At 67.3% G+C, this 22,353-nt stretch carries 17 protein-coding genes and 1 riboswitch; of the genes, 10 read left to right on the plus strand and 7 right to left on the minus strand.

The window, feature by feature from the left end:
* Positions 1 to 147 precede the first annotated feature (147 nt).
* Positions 148 to 2,997 (minus strand): pitrilysin family protein, encoded by a 2,850-nt coding sequence (locus tag N440_RS18620; protein WP_133936152.1) that lies wholly within the window; start codon positions 2,995 to 2,997, stop codon positions 148 to 150.
* A gap of 414 nt (positions 2,998 to 3,411) precedes the next feature.
* Here N440_RS18620 and N440_RS18625 point away from each other — a divergent pair, with 414 nt between their 5' ends.
* Together N440_RS18625 and N440_RS18630 are read left to right on the plus strand one after the other, a co-directional pair.
* The gene (locus N440_RS18625; protein WP_049458123.1) at positions 3,412 to 3,888 is read left to right on the plus strand and encodes a hypothetical protein; all 477 of its coding nucleotides are present in this window, start codon (positions 3,412 to 3,414) and stop codon (positions 3,886 to 3,888) included.
* 69 nt (positions 3,889 to 3,957) lie between these two features.
* Positions 3,958 to 4,437, plus strand: a complete 480-nt coding sequence (locus N440_RS18630; protein WP_004153580.1) for a tRNA (cytidine(34)-2'-O)-methyltransferase — start codon at positions 3,958 to 3,960, stop codon at positions 4,435 to 4,437.
* 170 nt (positions 4,438 to 4,607) lie between these two features.
* Here the strand turns inward: N440_RS18630 and N440_RS18635 are convergent, their stop codons facing one another.
* The gene (locus tag N440_RS18635; protein WP_049455961.1) at positions 4,608 to 5,771 is read right to left on the minus strand and encodes an acyl-CoA dehydrogenase family protein; all 1,164 of its coding nucleotides are present in this window, start codon (positions 5,769 to 5,771) and stop codon (positions 4,608 to 4,610) included.
* Between the two features lie 257 nt (positions 5,772 to 6,028).
* Here N440_RS18635 and N440_RS18640 point away from each other — a divergent pair, with 257 nt between their 5' ends.
* Together N440_RS18640 and N440_RS18645 are read left to right on the plus strand one after the other, a co-directional pair.
* On the plus strand, positions 6,029 to 7,705 hold the full coding sequence (locus N440_RS18640) for an electron transfer flavoprotein-ubiquinone oxidoreductase (protein WP_133936154.1): 1,677 nt from the start codon (positions 6,029 to 6,031) through the stop codon (positions 7,703 to 7,705).
* Between the two features lie 65 nt (positions 7,706 to 7,770).
* Positions 7,771 to 8,172, plus strand: coding sequence for a c-type cytochrome (locus N440_RS18645; RefSeq protein WP_008268418.1), 402 nt, complete (start codon positions 7,771 to 7,773; stop codon positions 8,170 to 8,172).
* On the opposite strand, the gene N440_RS18650 is transcribed toward N440_RS18645, so the two are convergent.
* Positions 8,166 to 11,765, minus strand: a complete 3,600-nt coding sequence (locus tag N440_RS18650; protein ID WP_133936156.1) for a transporter substrate-binding domain-containing protein — start codon at positions 11,763 to 11,765, stop codon at positions 8,166 to 8,168. The genes N440_RS18645 and N440_RS18650 overlap by 7 nt on opposite strands.
* A gap of 75 nt (positions 11,766 to 11,840) precedes the next feature.
* Between N440_RS18650 and N440_RS18655 the strand changes: the two genes are divergently transcribed.
* From N440_RS18655 to pnuC, 5 genes are all read left to right on the plus strand, one after another.
* Complete coding sequence (locus N440_RS18655; RefSeq protein ID WP_049455957.1) at positions 11,841 to 12,479, plus strand: response regulator transcription factor; 639 nt, start codon at positions 11,841 to 11,843, stop codon at positions 12,477 to 12,479.
* 346 nt (positions 12,480 to 12,825) lie between these two features.
* Positions 12,826 to 13,233 carry a glycine zipper 2TM domain-containing protein gene (locus N440_RS18660; RefSeq protein WP_014035547.1) on the plus strand — a complete coding sequence of 136 codons (408 nt, stop codon included), beginning with the start codon at positions 12,826 to 12,828 and terminating at the stop codon, positions 13,231 to 13,233.
* Between the two features lie 128 nt (positions 13,234 to 13,361).
* The gene (locus tag N440_RS18665) at positions 13,362 to 14,486 is read left to right on the plus strand and encodes a phosphotransferase (RefSeq protein WP_133936158.1); all 1,125 of its coding nucleotides are present in this window, start codon (positions 13,362 to 13,364) and stop codon (positions 14,484 to 14,486) included.
* Between the two features lie 43 nt (positions 14,487 to 14,529).
* A riboswitch (TPP riboswitch) is annotated at positions 14,530 to 14,625 on the plus strand.
* 69 nt (positions 14,626 to 14,694) lie between these two features.
* Positions 14,695 to 16,884, plus strand: a complete 2,190-nt coding sequence (locus tag N440_RS18670) for a TonB-dependent siderophore receptor (RefSeq protein ID WP_133936160.1) — start codon at positions 14,695 to 14,697, stop codon at positions 16,882 to 16,884.
* Between the two features lie 8 nt (positions 16,885 to 16,892).
* On the plus strand, positions 16,893 to 17,465 hold the full coding sequence (gene pnuC / locus N440_RS18675) for a nicotinamide riboside transporter PnuC (protein WP_049455964.1): 573 nt from the start codon (positions 16,893 to 16,895) through the stop codon (positions 17,463 to 17,465).
* Between the two features lie 96 nt (positions 17,466 to 17,561).
* On the opposite strand, the gene N440_RS18680 is transcribed toward pnuC, so the two are convergent.
* From N440_RS18680 to N440_RS18690, 3 genes are all read right to left on the minus strand, one after another.
* A complete protein-coding gene (locus N440_RS18680; RefSeq protein WP_053448474.1) occupies positions 17,562 to 17,978 on the minus strand; it encodes a hypothetical protein in 417 nt (138 codons plus the stop codon).
* A 151-nt stretch (positions 17,979 to 18,129) separates the two neighbouring features.
* Positions 18,130 to 19,104, minus strand: a complete 975-nt coding sequence (locus N440_RS18685) for a Dyp-type peroxidase (RefSeq protein ID WP_133936162.1) — start codon at positions 19,102 to 19,104, stop codon at positions 18,130 to 18,132.
* A gap of 267 nt (positions 19,105 to 19,371) precedes the next feature.
* A complete protein-coding gene (locus N440_RS18690; protein WP_133936164.1) occupies positions 19,372 to 19,983 on the minus strand; it encodes a TetR/AcrR family transcriptional regulator in 612 nt (203 codons plus the stop codon).
* 126 nt (positions 19,984 to 20,109) lie between these two features.
* On the opposite strand from N440_RS18690, the gene N440_RS18695 reads away from it, so the two are divergent.
* Positions 20,110 to 21,144: an aldehyde reductase gene (locus tag N440_RS18695; RefSeq protein WP_133936166.1), complete on the plus strand. Its 1,035-nt coding sequence runs from the start codon at positions 20,110 to 20,112 to the stop codon at positions 21,142 to 21,144.
* A gap of 127 nt (positions 21,145 to 21,271) precedes the next feature.
* Here N440_RS18695 and N440_RS18700 read toward each other — a convergent pair whose 3' ends face one another.
* The gene (locus tag N440_RS18700) at positions 21,272 to 21,847 is read right to left on the minus strand and encodes an Ax21 family protein (protein ID WP_004153562.1); all 576 of its coding nucleotides are present in this window, start codon (positions 21,845 to 21,847) and stop codon (positions 21,272 to 21,274) included.
* Positions 21,848 to 22,353: the final 506 nt, after the last annotated feature.

Raw genomic sequence — 22,353 nt, forward strand, 5'->3', positions numbered from 1 at the left:
AGATCCTGGAAGGGTATGGGGGGATTCTGCCTGAACAGCCTGAATCGGGGGTAGCCCGGCGAGCGGGGCCCTCGGGTCACGGGGGTGCCGGCCAGCGGCCGGCACTACCGGGGGAGGCCTGCCCGCCGTGGCGGGCAGGCGCATCCCTTATTTCTTGACCGGGTTGCCTTCGGCGTCGATCACCGTCACCTCGCCCAGGTTCAGCGCGCGCACGGCCGCTTCGGTCTGCTTCAGGTCACCCACGACCACCCAGGTCAGTGCCTGCGGCTTGATCTCGGCGGCGGCCTGCTGCACCTGCGCCGGGGTCATCGCCTCGATCTCCGCCTTGCGACGCAGCACATAGTCGTCCGGACGCTTGAACTGCACGATCGAACCGATGGTCGACGCCACCGCGCTGGCGGTCTCGTAGGCACCGGGCAGGCTCAGGGTCTGGATGTTGCGGATGCGGTTGACCTCGGCGGCGGTGGCCGGCTTGCTGCCATCGGCGAACGCGGCGATTTCCTTGCGCATTTCCGCCATCGCCGGGCCGGTCTTGTCGATCTGCACCGGCGCACTGGCCATCCACGGACGCTGGCCCACCGAATTGACCGCGCTGCTGCGCGCACCGTATGACCAGTGCTTGTCCTCGCGCAGGTTCATGTTCAGGCGCGAGGTGAAGTCACCACCGATCACGCCGTTGGCGATGTCGAAGCGGGTCGAGCTGGTGGCGCTTGATGGCGGCACCACCTGGCCGGCGAACAGGTTGGCCTGCACCGCACCCGGCTGGTCGATCAGGAACACGCGCGGGCCCTTCGGCAGCGCGACGTCGGTGGCGGCCTTCACCTGCGGGGCATCGCCACTGGCCTTCCAGTCGCCCAGCTGCTTGTCCAGCAGCGGCACGATCTCGGCCAGCGTGGTGTCACCGACCACGATCAGGGTGCCGTTCTGCGGGCGCAGCCAGTCGTGGTGGAAGTCGACCAGGTCTTCGCGGGTCAGGCCGTTGATCGCGGCCTCGTCGCCGCTGCCGGTGAACGGAATCGCGTACGGGTGGCCCTTGCCGTACAGCAGCGGCGGCAGCACGCGCATCGCCACCGCACCCGGGTTGACCTTCTCCTGCTGGATGCCTGCGATCCAGGTGGCGCGCACCCGGTCGATCTCGCCCTGCTCGAAGCGCGGCTCGCGCAGCAGGTCGCGGTACAGCGCCAACGACGGTGCAAGGTTCTCCTTCAGCGCGGACAGGTCCACGCTCATCGAATCCAGACCGGCCGAGGCATCCAGGCTGGCGCCCAGTGCGTCGGCAGCATCGGCGAAGGCCAGCGAACCCAGCTTGCCGGCGCCTTCGGTCATCAGGCTCATGGTGAAGTTGGCGGTGCCCGGCTTGCGGCCCTGGTCGGCGCTGAAGCCGCCCGGGAACTGGTAGCTGAACTGCACCACCGGAATCTCGTGGCGTTCGGCCAGGATCACCTGGGTGCCGTTCTTCAGCGTGGCGCGCTGCAGCGCCGGGAACTTCAGCTGCGGGAACTCTCGGGTCTGCGGCACGCCGGCCTTGCGGTCCACCTGCTCGGGCAGGGTGCTGTACTTCGGGTCCACCGCCGGCACGGTGAACGGCTTCGGCGTCTGGCTCGGTTCTTCCTTCAACGCCACGCGCTCACCCGGCTCGATCACCAGGGTGTGGCTGCCCTTGTCCAGCCACTGCGCGCCCAGACGGCTCAGATCGGCGGCCGTGGCCTTGTCGATGTTGGCCAGCGAAGTGCGGAAGCAGCCCGGGTCGCCGGTGAACACCGCGCACTCGGCCAGCGCGTCGGCCTTGCCACCAAAGCCGCCGATGCGCTCGATGCCGCGGATGAAACCAGCGCGGGCGCCGGTCTTGGCGCGCTCAAGTTCGGCCGCGGTCGGCCCCTGCTTGATCAGCCGGTCCAGTTCCTCATCGATGATCTTCTCGACCTTGGCCGGGTCCTGGCCCTGCTTCACGGTCGCCACGATCACGAAGTTGGAGCCCAGCTGCGAGGTCGACAGGCCCGAACCGATGCTGTCCACCAGCTTGTCCTGGTGCTGCAGGCGCTGGCTCAGGCGCGAGGACTTGGCGCCACCGAGTACCTGCGCGAACAGCTGCAGCTGATCGATATCGGTGGTGCCGACCTGCGGCACGTTCCAGGCGCGGTAGATGCGTGCCTGCGGCACCTTGTCGGTCATCGTCTCGCGGCTGTCGGCACTGCGCTTGGCCACGTTCACCGCCGGCTGCGCCATGCTCGGGCCGGCCGGGATGCTTCCAAAGTACTTGGCGACCTTCTCCTTGGCGGTGGCCAGGTCGATGTCACCGGCCAGCACCAGCACCGCGTTGTTCGGGCCGTACCAGGTGCGGAACCAGGTCTTCACGTCGTCCAGCGAAGCCGCGTTGAGATCGTTCATCGAACCGATCACGCCGTGGTGGTACGGGTGGCCGACCGGGTACAGCGCCTTGTTGATCTGGTCCCAGGCCTGGCCGTACGGCTGGTTCTCACCCTGTCGCTTCTCGTTCTGCACCACGCCACGCTGCTCGTCCAGCGCCGCCTGGTCGATCGCACCGACCAGGTGGCCCATGCGGTCCGATTCCATCCACAGCGCCATGTCCAGCGCGGTGGTTGGCACGTTCTCGAAGTAGTTGGTGCGGTCGGTGTTGGTGGTGCCGTTCTGGTTGGTGGCACCAACCTGCTTGAACGGCTCGAAGAATTCGCCGTCATGGTTCTCGCTGCCCTGGAACATCAGATGCTCGAACAGGTGCGCGAAGCCGGTGCGGCCGGCCGGCTCGTCCTTGCTGCCCACGTGGTACCAGACATTGACCGCGACGATCGGCACCTTGCGATCGGTATGCACGATCACGCGCAGGCCGTTGGGCAGGGTGAACTGCTCATACGGGATATCGACCTTGGCCGGGGCAGCCGGCTTGGCGGCCAGCACAGGGGTGGGCGCAAGCGTGCCCAGGGCGGTGCTGAGGGCGACAGCCAGCAGTGCAGCGCGCGGGCGAAGGGCGAGAGACATATCCGGATCCTTGGTCACGTAGGTGAACCCCGATCCTAGCGTGCGCACGCAGCGGCAGGAATCGGTCGCCAGTCACTGGGGGTGTTTGCCCTGATGCGCCATTTCGGCCTCTCACTGCGGCCTTCTGGCAGGTCACATGCGGCGGCAACCCGCGTCCGGACAGTGTCCGTCGCCCATCGAATGGACAGGTGTCCGCCCAGCGGACACTTTTCTAACCAAAAAAAGCCTTTCAAATCAATCACTAAAAGTTGGCACGGGGATTGCTTGGTAGTTCCTGCGCCAGGAAGGGCTTCAGATGCAAGATGACTGAAGACTGAACAAATGCAGGAAATCGAAAATTTTCCTTGCATGCCCAGAATCGGTGTACTACCTTACTACCACACCACTGATCACCAACACTAAACAGGCCCCGTCATGAACGCCAAGACCATTGCCATCGCCATCGCCCTGATTGCCGGCACCGCGGTTGTTTCGTCGGTGCAGGCCTCCGAATCCATCAAGACCCTGTCCACCGTGCAGGTCCGCCCGGCCGCCGACCAGCTGGCCCAGCAGGCTTGGGAACAGGCCAGCGGCATCCCGACCCTGGCCACCGTGGAGGTGCGCCCGAGTGCCGACCAGCTGGCCGAGCGCAGTGGCTACGTCGCCGCCCCGGTCGCCGCCGCGATGCCGATCACCACCCTGGCCTCGGTGGAAGTGCGCCCCAGCCTGGAGCAGCGCGTCGCCCTGGCCGCCGAACTGGAAGCCCAACGCTACGCAGCCACCCTGGCCGCCGCCGCTACCAGCGTCGCCCACTCGGTCATCGTCAACCTGCCGGCCCTGCAGGTGCGCCCGAGCGCGGCCGACCTGCAGGCCCTGGCCACCGAAACCGCCCAGGTCCTGCTGCGCCCGTAACCGGTGCCGCCCTGCCCCGTGCAGGGCGTGCGCCGTAAAGGCGGCGGCCGTCGCAGGTACACTGCGCCGATGAATGCCGCGCCCCAGTTCCACGTGATCCTGTTCCAACCGGAAATCCCGCCCAACACGGGCAATGTGATCCGGCTCTGCGCCAACACCGGCGCGCAGCTGCACCTGGTCGAGCCGCTCGGCTTCGCACTGGAAGACAAGCAGCTCAAGCGCGCCGGGCTGGACTACCACGAGTACTCGCGCCTGCAGGTGCATCCCGACCTGGACACCGCGCTGGCGCGGATCGCGCCGAAGCGGCTGTTCGCGCTCAGTACCCGGGCCAGCGTGCGTTACGACAGCGTGGCATTTGAAGATGGCGATGCGTTCCTGTTCGGCCCGGAAAGCCGCGGCCTGCCGCAGGACGTGCTCGATGCCCTGCCCGATGGCGCCCGCCTGCGCCTGCCGATGCGGCCGGACAACCGCAGCCTCAATCTTTCCAACACCGTGGCGGTGGTGATGTACGAAGCGTGGCGGCAGCATGGGTTTGCTGGCGGGGCGTAACGCCGCAGACCTCTTGTGGTGGGTGCGGACCTTGGTCCGCACAAATGCCCGGTCACGCGCTGAAGGAATGTGCCAACCAAGGTTGGCACCTACCAAAGGCAAGTCAAGGTGACGGCAGAAACTTCTGGAGAGATGTGCCAACCAAGGTTGGCACCCACCAGAACCCGGTCTCAGAACGCGTTGATGCCGGTCAGTTCGCGGCCGATCACCAGCTGGTGCACGGTCTCGGTGCCTTCATAGGTGATCACCGATTCCAGGTTCAGCGCGTGGCGGATCGCCACGTGCTCGGTGGTGATGCCCGCGCCGCCGAGCAGATCGCGACACTCGCGGGCGATATCAATCGCCATGCGGCAGTTGTTCCACTTGGCCAGGCTGACCTGCTGCGGCTGCAGCTGGCCCGCCTCCTTCAACCGCCCCAGCTGCAATGCCAGCAGCTGCGCAGTCGTGATGCGGCGGGCCATCTCGGCCAGCTTGATCTGTGCGCTCTGCGTGGCCGCCAACGGGCGCCCGAACAGCACGCGTTCCTTGGCATAGCCCAGCGCTTCATCCAGGCAGGCGATGGCCGCGCCGATCGGGCCCCAGCTGATGCCGAAGCGGGCCTGGGTCAGGCAGCCCAGCGGCCCCTTCAGGCCCTTCACGTTCGGCAGGCGATGGCTGTCGGGCACGCGCACGTCGTCGAAGAACAGCGCACCGGTCAGCGACGCGCGCAGGCTCATCTTGTGCTTGATTTCCTGGGTGGTGAAGCCGGCCATGCCCTTTTCCAGCACGAAGCCCTGGATGCCGTCCTCGGTCTGCGCCCAGACGATGGCCAGGTCGGCCACCGGGCCGCTGGTGATCCACATCTTGCTGCCGCTGATGCGCCAGTCACTGCCGTCGCGCACTGCGCGGGTCTTCATGCTGCCCGGATCGGAACCGCCGTGCGCCTCGGTCAGGCCGAAGCAGCCGATCAGCTCGCCGCGCGCCATCGCCGGCAGCCACTGCTGGCGCTGTTCCTCGCTGCCATAGGCGTAGATCGGGTACATGCACAGCGAGCTCTGCACCGAAACGAAGCTGCGCAGGCCGGAGTCGCCGCGCTCCAGCTCCTGGCAGATCAGGCCGTAGCTGACCGCACCGAGGTCACCACCGCCGTACTCGGCCGGCAGGGTGGCGCCGAGCAGGCCCAGCGCGGCGATCTCCGGCACCAGTTCGGCGGGGAAGCGTGCCTGGTCGAAGGCATCGCCGATGATCGGCAGCACCCGCTCGTTGGTGAAGCGGGCGACGCTTGCCTGCACCGCGCGCTCTTCCTCGTTGAGCAGGGAACGGACATCGAACAGATCATACGGATGCAAAGCCATGGCACTCACGCGCAGTCAGGACCGGGCCATTGTCGATCATCCGGGCAGAGCGTGCCGGCCAAGGTTGGCATCCACCGGAGTGGCGGCCCTACGCTGCAATGCAGCAATCGGGATGTGAACATCGGCGATCTAGCTCGATCACGCGCGTCCCGGTACCCTGACACATTCAAACAACCGTTTCGCTCGTGGCTGCACGCGCGATTTCCAGGCACCGCCGGTGGCCCCGATGCCGGCCCTACCCACGAGTCATGCAATCGATGAGCGCTGAAGCCAACGCCCTGCCCCCGCGTGAAGTAATGGAGTTCGACGTGGTGATCGTCGGCGCCGGCCCCGCCGGCCTGGCCACCGCGATCCGCCTGCGCCAGCGCGCGATCGAAGCCGGTCGCGAACTGTCGGTCTGCGTGCTGGAGAAGGGCTCCGAGCCAGGCGCACACGTACTGTCCGGCGCGGTGATGGACCCGCGTGCACTGACCGAGCTGTTCCCGGACTGGGCCGAGCGCGGCGCGCCGCTGAAGCAGAAGGTCACCCGCGACGAATTCCTGTTCCTCAGTGAAACCGGCGCGCGCAGCACGCCCAACGCGCTGCTGCCGGAGTGCTTCCACAACGAAGGCAACTACATCATCAGCCTGGGCGAAGTGACCCGTTGGCTGGCGCAGCAGGCCGAGGCGCTGGAAGTGGCGATCTTCCCGGGCTTCGCCGCCGCCGAAGTGCTGTATGGCGACAACGGTGAAGTGATCGGCGTGGCCACCGGCGACATGGGCATTGAAAAGGACGGCAGCATCGGCCCGGCCTTCGAGCGCGGCATGGCCCTGCAGGCGAAGTACACGATCTTCGCCGAAGGTGCGCGTGGCCACCTCGGCCGCCAGCTGATCGCCCGCTACAAGCTCGACGAAGGCAAGGACCCGCAGGCCTACGGCATCGGCATCAAGGAACTGTGGCAGATCGACCCGGCCAGGCATGAGCCGGGCCTGGTGGTGCACGCGGCCGGCTGGCCGCTGGACAACGACACCTATGGCGGTGCGTTCCTGTACCACGCTGACGGCGGCAAGGTTGCCATCGGCTACGTGGTCGGCCTGGACTACAAGAACCCGTGGCTGAGCCCGTTCGAGGAGTTCCAGCGCTTCAAGACCCACCCGTCCATCCGCAAGCACCTGGAAGGTGGCACCCGCATCGGCTACGGCGCCCGCGCCATCACCGCCGGTGGCCTGATGTCGCTGCCGAAGACGGTGTTCCCCGGCGGCGCGCTGGTCGGCTGCGAGGCCGGCTACCTCAACGTCAGCCGCATCAAGGGCAGCCACGCCGCGATCAAGACCGGCATGTTGTGCGCCGATGCCGCCTTCGACGCGCTGGCTGCCGACCGCCAGCACGATGAACTGGACGCCTACCCGAAGGCGTTCGAAGCCAGCTGGCTGTTCACCGAACTGCAGCAGGCCAAGAACTTCAAGCAGTGGTTCAAGAAGGGCCAGACCGTGGCCACGCTGATGACCGGCATCGAGCAGTGGCTGCTGCCCAAGCTGGGCGTGCGCAACCCGCCGTGGACCCTGCGCCACAGCACCCCGGACCACGCCTGCCTGGAACCGGCGGCCAAGCACACCCGCATCGCCTACCCGAAGCCGGATGGCGTGCTGACCTTCGATCGCCTCAGCTCGGTGTTCCTGAGCAGCACCAACCACGACGAGAACCAGCCCAGCCACCTGACGCTGAAGGACGCCAGCATTCCGGTGAAGGTGAACCTGGCCGAGTACGCCGGCCCGGAAGCACGCTACTGCCCGGCCGGCGTGTACGAGTTCGTCGGCGAGGCCGACAACGCGCGGCTGCAGATCAACGCGCAGAACTGCGTGCACTGCAAGACCTGCGACATCAAGGACCCGACCCAGAACATCGTCTGGGTGACCCCGCAGGGCGGCGGCGGCCCGAACTACTCGGGCATGTGACCGCCACGGGCTGCGACTGCATGTCGCAGCCCGGTCGTTTCCGCGCACCGCTATCCTGCCCGCCCATGCGTGCCTTCAACCTGCTCACCATCGTTGCCATGGCACTGGCGGCCACGGCCTGCCAGCGCCCGCCCGCCGCACCGGCCACGCCCGAACAGGCCCACCAGCAGGCCATGCAGCGCGCGTTCGAACTGTGCGCCGGTTGCCATACCGTGCAACCTGGCGGCATCCATCGCTTCGGGCCGAACCTGCATGGCGTGATCGGTCGCCGTGCCGGCAGCCTGCCCGATTACGGCTATTCCGACGGTATGCGCCGCGCCGACATCACCTGGACCGCGCAGACCCTGGATGCCTTCCTGCAGTCACCTACCCATCTGGTGCCCGGCACGCGCATGTACAACGCCTTCCCCAGCGCCGAACGCCGCGCGTTGGTGATCGCCTACCTGCAGCAGCAGTCGGCTCAGTGAGCCAGCCGCTGCAGCTGTTGCTGCAGCCCGGCCACGAACGCGGTTACAGCTGCGAACAGCGGCACCGGATCCGTTTCGGTTGCATCCTGCAGCCGCTCGACCAGCGCATTGGCCTGGCCTGCCAGCGCGCCCGCCCCCACCGCCCCGAGACCACCGGCCTGGCGATGCAGATGCAGCGCCGCCGCCGCACGGTCACCGGCCTGCAGCGCGCGCTGCACGGCCGCCAGATCATCCTCGCTGGCCTGCAGCAGGCTGTCGCGCAGCTGCTCGGCCACCGCCCGTGAGCCGAACCGCTGCTGCAGGGCGGCCAGATCGGGCAGTGCCATGCCGTCGTCGGCCACCGCTTCCGCCACCGGTTCGGCGAACGTCTGGCCCTGTGCCTGCGGCAACCAGCGCAGCAGCGCCGCACGCAGCGTGGCCAGTGACAGCGGCTTGGCCAGCACCTCATCCATGCCGGCCTCGCGGCAGCGCCGTGCATCGTCGTCCAGCACGCTGGCGGTCAACGCCAGCACGGTCAGCCGTGGCTGGCCGGTGCGGCCTTCGCGTTCGCGCAGCAGGCGGGTGAACCCGAACCCGTCCAGTACCGGCATGCGGCAATCGGTGATCACCAGGTCGAAACTCTCCGCCGCCAGCCGATCCAGCCCCTGCTGGCCATCGCCGACCATCACGTGCGGCACGCCCAGCTGCTGCAATCGCCAGGCCATCATTGCCTGGTTGGTCGGGTGATCCTCGATCACCAGCACGCGCGCGCCGCGCAGCGCGGCCGGCAGCAATGCGGTCTGGTCCTGCTCGGCCACCAGGGCCTCGACATCACCACTGCCCGCTTCCACCAGCGACAACCGCACTTCGGCACGGGTGCCCTCACCCAGCGTGCTGTGCAGGGTCAACTCGCCCTCCATCATCTGCGCCAGGCGCTGGCTGATGCTCAGGCCCAGGCCGGTACCACCGTGGTCGCGCTGGATGTAGGCCCCGGCCTGGGTGAACGGTGCGAACAGATGCTGCAGCTGATCCGGTGCGATGCCCATGCCGGTGTCGGTGACGCTCAGGCACAGCGGCTGGGCGCCGTCCTCGCGGGTCGGCCCCAGCACCTCCAGCTGCAGGCGGACCTCGCCCTGGGCGGTGAACTTGATGGCGTTGCTGAGCAGGTTGAATACGATCTGCCGCAGGCGTACGCCATCCACTTCGTGCGCCGGCGCCAGCTGTGGATCAATCTGCACGTGCAGCGCCAGCCCGCGTGCACTGGCCTGGGCCGAGAGCAGGCGGCAAACGCTTTCCAGCAATGGCCGCAGAGGCTGCGGCACCGGCTCCAGGCGCAGTGCACCGGCTTCAAGCCGGGAGTAGTCGAGGATGTCATCGAGAATCTGCCGCAGCATCTGCGCCGAATCCTCGATCACGCCCAGAATGCGTTGCTGCTCGGCATCCAGTGGTGAATGCACCAGCACTTCCAGCATGCCGAGCACGCCGCTCATCGGCGTGCGGATCTCATGACTCATGGTGGCCAGGAAGCGTGATTTGGCCTCCGCCGCCTGTTCGGCCTCGGCCTTCGCAGCCACCAGCGCATCGGCCTGCGCGCGCGCTTCGCTCACATCCACCCAGTAGCCACTCCACGTCACGGCACCGGCTTCAGCGGAATAGGGATGGGCCTGGCTGCGCACCCAACGCCCACCACTACCCTCGGCGCGCAGGCGGAACTCCAGGATCAACGGCGCGAACTGGCGCGCAGCCTGCTCGACCGCCTGCAGGATGCGCGCGCGATCGTCCTCCTCGATACGCTCCAGCAGGGCCTTCGCATCCTGCTCGGCCTGTTGTCGGCTGATTCCGAACAGCGCCTGCAGATCGCCGGCGATGAACGGGAAGCTGAGCGTGCCGTCGGCGTCGCGGCGTGCCTGGTAGACCACCGCCGGCAGATTGTCGGTCACTTCCGCCAGGCGCTGTTCCAGGTGACGCCGCCCGGCCACTTCGCGGCGCAGGCGCCAGTAGCCGATGCCGTGCACCAGCACGGCGGTCAGCAGCACCAGCAGCAGCGGCAAGCCCCAGCGCATCACCTGCTTCCAGTCGATGCCGTTGCGGTGCTCGGCTGACAGCCAGTTGCCGCGCAGTGCCTCGTGCTCGCCGGGTGTCATCTGCAGCAGCAGGCGGTCAAAGGTCGTGGCCAGCGCGGCATGGCGGCGCTCCACCGCCATCACCAGCTGATCGTTGAAACCGGCCGGCGCAGCAACCTGCAGGCGCCCCTGGAAACGACCACGCAGCAGTTGATTGACCAGCGCCAGATTGCCTACATAGGCCTCGGCTTCGCCATCAAGAACACGCTGCATCGCCTGTTCGGCACTGCGTGCCGCCATGATCCTGGCCTGCGGTGCCTGCTGCAGCACGTAGCCACGCACGCGCTCCGGATCGGACAGCAGCACGCGCTTTCCCTGCAGGTCCGACAGGCCCAGCAAGGCAGGGCTGTCGGCACGGCTGACGATCACGTTCGGCACACTGATGAAGGGTTGGCTGAACACCCAGTCCGGGCCCAGGTAGCGTGAATCGGCAGGGATGCCCATCACCGCCTGCAGCTCGCCTCGGCGGGCCTTCTCGCGCACCTCGTACCAGTCGTGGCTGCTCTCCGGCTGCAGGTGTGCACCGGCCTGCACCAGCCGATGCAGGTACTCGCTGGCCAGGCCGCTGGGCGCGCCATCCTCGCCGGTGAACGACAACGGCGCCGCATTCGGTGCGAAGCCGATCTTCAGTGGCTGCTCCAGCACCCGCTTTTCGGCCTGGCTCAGCGCCATCTGCGCCGATGCCGACCATTGCGGTGGCGGCAACCAGCGCCTTGCCAGTGCATCGCGCTGGGCCTGGCTGGTTGCGGCCAGGGCCAGGTCCAGCGCTTCGGCCAGCGGCTGCTTGCTGGTGGGGATGCCGAAGTGCAGCCGCTCGGGGGGCAGGTCGCTGGGACGCAGCAGCACCACACCGTGCAGTCGCTGGAGGGCGATCAGTTCAGTGGCGACATAAGCATTGCCGATATAGACATCAGCTTTGTCGTCTCTGACCATCTCGAGCGCCGCCAGCGAGCTGTGTGCGACAAGCTGCCGGGCACGCGGAAACCGTGCCCGCACCTGCGGACCGGTCAGGAAGTCCTGCTCGATCACCACCCGCAAGCCATCCAGATCGGGATTGTCGGAGGCACGCAGGTCGCCCGGTCGTCCCACCAGGGCCAGGGGTGCTTCGCCATAGGCCGCCGTGTAGACCATGCAACGGGTGCGGTCGGCGCTGAGACCGACGTTCATCACCACGTCGACCTCGCCACGGCATGCCGCATCCAACACGGATGTCCAGTCCGGATAGCGACGTGCCTCGACCTTCACACCCAGTTGGCGGGCTAGAAGCGACAGATAGTCCGGACCCAAGCCGACCTGCTGGCCATCGTGGAGGGACTCGAACGGCGGCCAGCCGCTGTCATACTGGCCCACGACGATGCTCGGATGGGCGGCGAGGTACTCACGCTGCAGGGAGCTGAGCGGCAGCAGCCCTGGAACGCCCTGCGCCAGGGCCGCTGGCAGCACCAGTACGGCCAGCAGCAGGACCAGCCCGCGAACAGCCCAGCTACGCATCGGCGTCGATCTCCTAGAATGCTGCCAGGGATCGCGATGGTCGCGGCCCGGCCTGCCCGGTGGTCATACTAGAGCATGAGCTTGCGCATCATCATCGCAGACGACCACCCGGTGGTCCGTATCGGCACCCGCGCCGTCATCGAATCGAGCGGGGTGGGCCGCGTGGTCGGCGAAGCCGACAGTGCACAGGCATTGATGGCCCTGCTGGGCAGCCAGCCCTGCGACCTGCTGGTCACCGACTACTCCATGCCCGGCAGCCCCCAGGCCGATGGCTTCGCCATGATCGGCATGATCCGCCGCCGCTATCCCGACCTGCCGGTGCTGATGCTCAGCGTCTCCAACAACCTGGCGATCCTGCGCATGGTGCTCGACAGCGGTGTGCTCGGCCTGGTCGACAAGAGCTCGTCGATGGACGAACTACCGCAGGCCATCCAGGCGGTCTACCGCGGCCAGGCCTACATCAGCCGCAGCCTGCGCGAGCGGGTCGAGGCTGCGGGCGGCTGGCGCATGCGCGAGGGCGACGGCAAGCCGCTGTCGCCCCGTGAGGTGGAGGTGCTGCGGCTGCTCGGCACCGGCATGACCGTAAAGGAAATCTCGCTGCAGCTGCACAAGAGCGTCAGCACCATCAGCCGCCAGAAGGGCGATGCCATGCTCAAGCTGGGCCTGAAGGGCGACGCGGAACTGTTCGATTACCTGCGCGACGGCAATATCTGAGTTCAGGCGCGCATGACCCGCGCGCCAATGCTGCTGCACCAGCAGCAGGAACACCGCCAGGGACGGACCCGCCCGGCGCCTCGGACGATGCCGGGCCGGGCCGCGGACGCCTTGCCGGACAAGGGCAGGGCCCATCAAACGCCGCCGCTTTCCCAACTGCCGGCTGAGCGGCCGGGTCCGCTTTCAGCGTTGCTTCATGCCTTCTACCGCTAGATGAATGCGCAAGCCGCACGGTGCGCCAGGCAATGTTCCGGCAATGTTGGAACGCCAGCGTGGACATCACGGCAGCCGGGGCGCCCCGCGCCCTCCCTGCCCAGCGTGGCATGCACCTCACAGGAGAACGAACATGCTCAGTACTTCCACACTCAGCTTCCGTGGTCTGGCGATGGCCCTGGCACTGGTGGCCGGTGTCGCCGTGGTCAGCGATGCCAGCGCGATGTCGAGGAAGGACAAGCGCACCCTGGTCGGCGCCGTGGTCGGTGGCGTGGCCGGCAACCTGCTCTCCAATGGCGATCCCGCCGCCACCGTCGGTGGCGCCGTGGCCGGCGGTGCGATCGGCAACCTGACCACCTCCGACCGCCGCGACCGTCGCTATTACGACAACCGCTACTACGACAACCGCTACGACCGCCGTTACGACCGTGGCTACTACCGCAGCGGCTACTACGACCGCGGTGACGACCGTCGCTGGCAGCGCGAGCGCTACTACGACAACCGCTACTACAACGATCGCGGCCGTCATCGCGGCTGGTAAGCGGCGGCACGGCACACCGCGAGCGGGTGCAGGGACGGGCGGGTCGATGACCCGCCCGTTTGCGTTGGCCGCGGGCATGGCGTTGAATGCGCAGCCTTGGATGTGACTTTCCCCTTTCGGGCTGTGGCATGACTTCCTTCTCCCACCGCGTGCAGGGCCTCAACAACGACGAGGTCGCTGCCGACTGGCCACCGATCAGCGCACGGGACATCGGCTGGCTGCGCGCGCACTACCCGCAGCTTGACGGGCAAAGCCAGCCGCGCTGGCACAGCCCGCGGCCACTGTCGGCCGCCGCCATTGTCGACGGCGCGCAGGGTGCGGTGTTCATCAAGCGCCATCACCACAGCGTGCGCAGCGCGGCCTGCCTGGAAGAAGAGCACCGCTTCATCACGCATCTCGCTGCCGCAGGCGTGCCCGTGGTGCAGGTGCTGGCGGCCGCCGATGGCCATACCGCCGTCGAGCACGGCGAGTGGACCTTTGAACTGCACGCCGTTGGCGTAGGCGACGATCTGTACCGCGATGCGGTGTCGTGGTCGCTGCTGACCGATGTCGTGCAGGCCCGCGAAGCCGGTCGCGCGCTGGCGCGACTGCACCACGCTGCGGCCAGCTACCACGCGCCCCAGCGCAGCACCCATCTGCTGGTCGCGCGCGACGATCTGATCCGTGCCGACGATCCGATCGCAGCGATCAAGGCGGACCTGCCCACACGCCCCGGCCTGGCCCGCTACCTCGCACGCATCCCGTGGGAAACGCAGCTGCGCCGCGATGTACTGCCGTGGCACGGCGGCCTGGCCGAGCGCCTGCGCGACGAACCCCGGCTATGGGCGCACAACGACTGGCACGTCTCAAACCTGCTATGGCGCGACGGCCAGGTCAGCACCGTGCTGGATTTCGGCCTGGCCTCGCCCACCAGCGCACTGTTCGACCTCGCCACCGCGATCGAGCGCAACGCGGTGGCGTGGCTGGAACTGGAGCGCGGCATGGAGGCGGTACGCATCGACATCGCACTGGCGTTGCTCGATGGCTATCGGCAGGTGCTGCCGCTGTCGGACACGCGCGTGCACCTGCTGGCCGACCTGCTGCCGATGGTCCATTTCGACTTCGCACTGTCCGAAGTGGAGTACTTCGAAGGTGTCACCGGCTCGCCCGCGAACGCCGACGTGGCCTGGCAGCCCTTCATGCTGGGGCATCCGGCATGGTTCCACAGCCCACCCGGGCAGGCACTGCTGCAGGCCCTGCACGCCGCGGCATGAACGCCACCGGCTCGCAAATCCGTACCATTTGTAGTGAAATGGTCACCTGAAGCGGGGGTGCCTGGATCTGCCAGGCTGAGAGAGTCCCTTGGAACCTGATCCGGTTTGCACCGGCGTAGGGAGCTTTGAGCCGCAGCCACACCCCCGTCATGGGCCGTGCACCTGCGCGCCTTCGCTTCGTCTCCCTTGTTGTCCGAAGACGAACCGAATGAACCGCTGCCTGCGCCCCACCCTGCTCTCCCTCGCCCTCTGCGCCGCGCTGCCGCTGCATGCCAGCGAGGCCGACGCTGCTCCCGATGCGGCTGCCACCGGTGCCGAACGCTCGCCCACCGAACTGGCGGCGGTGCGCGTGCAGGCCGGCAGACCGAAGGCGGATACCTCGCGCGTGAATGCCTTCGGTGGCGGTTCGTGGAAGGACACGCCGGCTTCGGTGAACGTGCTCGAGCGCGACTACCTCGACCGCCGCCAGGTGCGTTCGCTGTCCGAGCTGGCCAGCAACGATGCCTCGCTGGGTGATGCGTACGCACCCGTGGGCTATTACCAGAACATCGCCATCCGCGGTTTCGCGCTCGATGCCGCCACCGGCTATCGCTTCAACGGCCTGTCCATCGCTGGCGAACAGCGCCTGGCGCTGGAGAACGTGCAGGCGGTGGAGATCCTCAAGGGTGAAGCCGGCCTGGCCGCCGGCGTGATGGCGCCGGGCGGCATCATCAACTACATCGGCAAGCGTCCGGCCGAAGTGCGCACCGCCACGCTCGGCACCGATTCGGAGGGTTCGCGTTACGTCGCCGTCGATGTCGGCCACTGGATCACCCCGCGCTTTGGCCTGCGCCTGAACGCCGCCTGGGATTCCAGCAATTCCTACGTCGAGCATGCCGATGGCCGCCGCAACTTCTACTCGCTGGCCGCCGACTGGCTGATCGGCGAGCGCGGCAAGCTGGAAGTGGATGCCAACTACCAGACCAGTTCACAGCGCTCGGTGTCCGGCTACCAGCTGCTGGGCGCGCGTGACCTGCCGCGCGGCGTCGACCGCGAGTACCTGCTCGGCTACCAGCCGTGGCAGCGCCCGGTGGATATCGCCAGCACCAACATCACCGCCCTGCACACCTACGACTTCAACGACGCGTGGCAGTCGCGCGTCTCGGTCGGCCACAGCCGCTCGGTGATCGATGACAACGTCGCCTTCGCCTACGGCTGCTATTACGCCGCGCAGTGCGCCGATGGCAGCGTGCCGGGCAACTACTTCGCTCCCAATGGCGACTACGACGTCTACGACTACCGCAGCCCCGACGACACCCGCCGCAACCAGCAGGCGCGTGCCGAGCTGCGCGGCCGCTTCGAGACCGGCACGGTCGGCCACCAGCTGACCGTCGGTGCAGACTACTTCCGCCGTACCGTGGACAAGCGGCCCAGCGTCAACGAGTACGTCGGCACCAGCAACATCCACGACGCGCAGGTGCCGGTGTTCGAGCCGTCGCCGAAGATGCCGGGGCCGTCCGCGCGACGCCTGGACAGCCGCCAGACCGCCTTCTTCGCACTGGACCGGATGAGCTTCGGTGACGACTGGCAGTGGCTGGCCGGTGGCCGCTTCGTGCGCCTGGATGAACGCGCGTACGACAAGCGCGGTACCCCACAGCGCCACAGCCGCCTGTCGCGCTTCCTGCCGCAGACCGCGCTGGTGTGGAAGGCGACCGACCAGCTCAATGCCTACGCCAGCTACGTGCGGGGCATTTCATTGGGCCAGGAAGCGCCGTTCTGGACCAGCAACGCCGATACCTTCCTGCCGTCGGTGCAGTCGCGGCAGCTGGAAGTGGGCGTGAAGTACGTGCCGGTCGAGGCGCTGACGCTGGGCGCGGCGGTGTTCCGCATTTCGCAGCCGTACCAGTACGCCCAGCCCGACAACAGCGACGCTGGCTATACCTTCGTCGAACAGGGCACGCAGGCCCACACCGGCCTGGAACTGACCGCCAACGGCCAGCTGACCGATGCGCTGCAGATCGTGGCCAGTGCCAGCGTGCTGCAGGCGCGCGCGCGCGACACCGGCACGCCGGCCTATGAAGGCCATCAGCTGGTGAACGTGCCGAAGGTGCGCGCCAGCGTGCACCTGGCCTACGCGCTGCCCTTCGTGCAGGGCCTGGAGGCGACCGGGGGCTGGCGCTATGCCGGTGCCAATGTCGCCCGTGCCGACGGCGGCGTGCGTGCACCGGACTACTCGGTGTTCGATGCCGGCCTGCGTTTCCAGCATCGCCTGCACCAGCGCGCGGTGACCTGGAACCTGTCGGTGGACAACGTGTTCAACCGCTTCTACTGGCGCGATACCGGCAGCAGCGGCGGTGACTACTACCTGTTCCCCGGCGCACCACGACAGGCGCGCCTGTCGGTGACGTTCGCGCTGTGAACGGCGCCGTGCTCGAGTGGACCGCCGCGCTGTGCAGCGTGCTTGGCGTCTGGCTGATGGCCCGGCGCCGGCTGTCGGCATGGCCGGTGGGCCTGCTGTCGGTGACCCTGTACGGGCTGGTGTTCGCCGAGGCCAAGCTGTACTCGGACACCCTGCTGCAGGTCGCCTTCGGCGGTTTCCTGGTCTACGGCTGGCTCAACTGGCGCCAGCATGCCGCCGACGAGGGCAGCATCCGTATCGTGCCGCTGGCGCGCGGCAAGCTGCTGCGCGACCTGGCCATCGGCCTGTGTGGCGGCGTGGCGCTGGGCGCGGCCATGCACACCTTCACCGATGCCGCGCTGCCGTGGCTGGACGCGATGCTGACCGCGCTGAGCCTGGTCGGCCAGTGGTGGCAGGCGCGCCGCCACGTGGCGTGCTGGTGGGTGTGGATCGCAGTGGACGTGGTCTATGTGGGCGCCTACCTGTTCAAGTCGCTGCACGTGACCGCGGCGCTGTACGTGTTCTTCCTCGGCCTGGCCGTGTTCGGCCTGCGCGCGTGGAGCGCGGCCGCGCGCGAGCCACAGGGTGCACCCGTACGTTGATGAGGAGGGCCAGGCTGTGCGCTGGCCATCCACAGTAGAGCCACGCCATGCGTGGCTGAGGGGTCATCAGTAGGCGCATCCACGCAGGGCGTGGCCCTACTTCGGTTCCAGCGCCAGGCCCAGCCGCAGCGGCTGGCGCATGTCCGGCGGTGGCGCCTGCAGGGGTGCGGCCAGCAGCGCCGCGCGCAGATCCGCGTCCACCTGCCGGTCGCCCAGGCTGTCGAATTCCAGTTTCGAGATGCGGCCATCGGCGGCGATCCACACGCTGACCGGCAACGGTGTCGGCGTGTCCGGATGCGCCTGCAGCCATTCCAGCACACGCTGGGCCTGCGGGTCCTGCTCCAGCTGCAGGCGCTGCTGCAGCTGGCCGCCCACGGCGGCGGCGTAGGCCATCCAGTGCGCAGGAGCGTCCTGCGCGGACACGCTGGCACTCCCCAGTGCCAACGCGCCGAACACCGCGGCCAGCGGGCGCCACCAGCGCCGCATGCCGCCCTTGTTCCCTGTCCTGGCCATCGCCTGCCTCCTGCGCTCCCATCCAGCGCGCCATGGTCGGCGTCGTAGATGACAGGCCGATGGCGGAGGGTAGAGTCGAGCTTGCTCGACTGCCTTGGCCTGGTTATGGCGCAGTCGAGCAAGCTCGACTCTACGGCCGCGTAACCGGCGATCAGTCGCCCAGATCGGCCAGCACCTTGCGCGCGGGCGCGAAGAAGGTCACGCCGGTGACGGCGGTGGAGAAGTCCAGGATGCGGTCGTGCAGCGGCGCGGGATTGCCGATGAACATGCGTTCCAGCATCGTCTCGATCACCCACAGGCGGCGCGTGTAGCCGATGAAGTAGGTGCCGTACTCGCCACGGCCCGGCGTGGCAAACGGCATGTTGTCGCGCAGGATCTCGTGCTCGCCGTCGGCGTCCTCGATCGTGCACAGCGTCTTGTGCGACTTCTGCGCATCGGCCGGCGCGTCGTCCAGCTCGATGTTGTCGTGCTTGGTGCGGCCGATGATCGCTTCCTGAGCTTCGGTCTTCTGCGCGCGCCACGCATCGAGGTTGTGCAGGTACTTCTGGACCACCACGTAACTGCCACCCGCGTGGTCCGGATCTTCGTCGCCGACGATGGTTGCCTCAGGCAACGACAGCCCTTCCGGGTTGGCGGTGCCGTCGACGAAGTCGAGCAGGTCACGGCCATCGAAATAGCGGAAACCGGCCACGTCATCAACGGTTTCCACCGCATCGCCGAAGGCCATCAGCAGGTTGCGCTCGAACGCCACGATCAGATCCATCGTGCGTGCGCGGATGTGGTACAGCAGGTCGCCCGGCGTGGAGACCGCAGTGTGGGCGGCTCCCTTGATCTCGCGGAACGGCTTCAGTTCGCGCGGCGGCGCGCTGCCCACCAGCGGCTGCCACACGCGATGGCCGATGGCCACGTTGCAGGTGAAGGTGCGTTCGATCTCGCGGATGGCGGTGTTCTTGATCAGGTCGTCGGTACTGGCCAGCACCTCGCGCACCTTGGCGATGGAATCGGCATCGTCCTTCACCTTCAACACCAGGAACGCGGCCGAGTGGGTCAGCGGCGCGGTGATCTGCTGCGGCTCGTTGTCGAGCGTGTGGTTGAGGGCGGTGATCGGTGCGGGCTGGGAGTTCACGGCGGTTCCTGCTGGCTTGAGGCGGGCGCATCGCGCGTGGCGATGTGCGGGCGATCATAGCGGAACCCCCCTGACAGCGACGGAGCGGTTCTCAGTTCGCCACTACGCAGAAGGGGCAGCGGGCGCGAAGGCGTCGCGCGACTATCCGCGGGTGATCTCGAACTGGTCCGGCCCCCGCCACGCGATGCGCAGCGCCATGGGCCTGCCACCACTGGCCGAGTACAAGGCCATCTTCGCCGGAAGTTACGGCAAGCCGGTGAACTGATTCTACGGCCCGGCTGCAGGCCGCTGGATCAGCCGCTCGAATACCGTACCCAGCAACTCGGCCAGCTCGTCCTCGTCGGCATTGGCAAGGGCCGGCAGCGCGATCATCTGCCGCATCACCTGGAAGCCGGAAATCATCGCCAGGATGAGCGCGGCGCGCTCGGCCCGCTGCGTGCCCTGCAGCGAGGCGGCCACGGTCTCCAGGTGATGCGCGGCGATCTTGTCGCGGCCGATTTCCGCTGCCAGTGGGCTCGATGCGGAATGGAAGGTGATCAGGAATCCATCCATGGGCGTGGCATCGGCGCGCGTCATCTTCACCAGTGCGCGCGCCAGTGCCTTGCCCGGTTCCGGCTGGTCCATGATGCCGCCGGCAATCAGGCTGCCCTGGGTCATGGTGCCTTCCACCACCTCCGCGAACAGCTGCTCCTTCGAGCCGAAGTAGCGGTTGACCATCATCGCCGTCACCCCGGCCCCGGCCGCGATGTCACGCACTCCGGCACCGTCATAGCCGGACAGGGCGAAGGCCCGGCGTGCGGACGCCAGGATCGCCTCGCGGGTCGCTTCGGCATCACGTTGGCGGGGCGTGCGGGTGGTCGGTGCGGCGGGCGTGTCCATGCGTTAAGTATACAGTTGTAGACAATGGCCGACAACGCATGTATACAGCTGTAGACATAGCCACCCACGCCGCCGGATCCGCGTTGGGATGGCCCGCCAATCCCCCCACGTATCTGGAGACTTCCCATGAAAACGACCGTCCTGGTGACCGGTGGCACCGGCTTCATCGCCCAGCACTGCATCCTGGCCTTGCTCGCGGCCGGCTACGACGTCCGCACCACGGTGCGCTCACTGTCGCGCGAAGCGGAGGTGCGCCAACAGCTGAAGGTCGGTGGCGCAGAGCCGGGCGATCGCCTCAGCGTGGTGGTGGCCGACCTCGGTCGCGACGAGGGCTGGGCCGAAGCCGTTGCCGGCTGCAGCCACGTGATGCATGGGGCATCGCCTACACCCACCGGCGAACAGACCAGCGAAGACCAGTGGGTGCGCCCGGCCGTGGATGGCAACCTGCGCGTCCTGCGCGCGGCGCGCGACGCCGGCGTACAGCGGGTGGTGCTGACCTCGGCCTTCGGCGCGATCTGCGCAGGCCACGGCGACATCGGCCGCCCGTTCAACGAGACCGACTGGAGCGATCTGTCCGCTGATGTCTGGCTCTACCAGAAGTCGAAGACGCTCTCCGAGCGTGCTGCGTGGGACTTCATCGCGCGCGAGGGCGGTGGCCTGGAGCTCTCGGTGGTGAACCCTACTGCGGTGCTCGGCCCGGTGCTGGGCAGCGACTATTCGCACTCCATCCGCCTGGTGCGCAATCTGCTCCAGGGCCAGAAGGGATCGCCGAAGATCAATTGCGGATTCGTGGACGTGCGGGACGTGGCAGACCTGCACCTGCGCGCGATGACCCATCCGGCGGCCAGCGGCGAGCGCTTCATCGCCATCGCCGGGGACAGCCTGTGGCTGGGCGAGGTGGCAAAGATCCTGAAGCAGCGCATGGGCGCCTCTGCGGGCAAGGTCAGTACCCGTGTCATTCCCAACTGGGTGATGCGCCTGGGCGCACTGAAGGACCCGGCGCTGCGTGGCTCGATCCCACTTCTGGGCCGCACCATGAACGCAACCAGCGAGAAAGCGCAGCGCATGCTGGGGTGGTCACCGCGTTCGCGCGAGGACGCCATCGTGGCGACCGCCGAAAGCCTGATCCGGCTCGGGCTGGTGCAGAGCCCCGATCACTGAGGCCGGCGATGCCGGTGAACGGGGTGGCCATAAAAGTGAAGCCCGGCGCGAGGCCGGGCTTCGGTTGGCGTGTGGGAGAGAGAGAGAGTCACACGCCAGCACAACACGCACTAACGACAGGCGTTTGTTACCAGGTGAAGCGCGGGCCCACGAACCACTCGCGGTCGCCGGCCTTGGCCAGCTTCACTTCGCCGCTCAGGCCCCAGTTCTGGTTGAACTTGGCGGTGGCACCGACGCGGCCGTAGAACTCGCCGTCCGGGTTGTAGCCGTGCTTCTTGCTGAAATCTTCGTAGCCGGCCATCACATAGCCTTCCACGTACGGGTTGAACGCAGTGCGCACGCCCACTTCGGTGGAGTAGCCGTTGAAGTCCAGCCCGCGCTTCTCGTCGTACTTCTGGTACGCAACGCGCGCCACCAGGTCGGTGTTCGGTGCGATGCCGTAGTTGTAGCCGACACCCAGGCGCCACTGGTCGACGTCATTCTTGAACTTGTCGGTCTCCTGCGCGCTGTAGTCGCCGAAGATGTGGAAGTTCGGGTGCACCGCAACGGAACCCTTCACCTTCCAGCCATCGGCGTCGCCGCCCTTGGCATCGGTGTTCACGTAGCCGCCTTCAACGTAGTTGTACGACAGGCCGTCGGTTGCCGATGCAGCGAACGGCAGAGCAGCCAGAAGACCCAGGGCAAGCAGCGAATTCTTGTTCATCGGGACACACCTTTAATTATTTTGGTTTCGTCGACCGCCTCCCGGGAGGGGGAGAGAGAGGAGGCGATCGACAGGTGTGAATTATCCGTTAGGGGGTCTAATCGACCCTGAATATTGAACTGACTGGTGTATAAATATGGTTCCCGTTCAGGGAACTCGCCATGCGCCATTGGCAGCGGTCGCACTCGCGGGCTGAACGATTCCTTCGGCCATCGCATTTCCCGCGAGTGCGTTGCCCATGCGACGAACAGCCGAGTTGCTGGATGTGCGCTTCGGCAACGCTGCAGCTCTGCCTGACGCAAGCGGGGCTGCGTGTGTCTGCCAAGCGAGGATTCCCGCTTCATGCTGATGAATTGGCGGATATGAAGAGGCGCAAGGCGATCCGCCGGCATGCATCAGTTCGCCTGATCCCGCTTGTTAATGCTGGGTCAGAAGCAGACTTCACAGCCCTTCCACGTATTCAAATTGCAGCTGAAAGCGCTTGTCAGCGCCGGGAACAAACGCCG

The organism is Stenotrophomonas sp. CC22-02, from assembly GCF_004365115.1.
GTDB classification, from domain to species: domain Bacteria; phylum Pseudomonadota; class Gammaproteobacteria; order Xanthomonadales; family Xanthomonadaceae; genus Stenotrophomonas; species Stenotrophomonas forensis.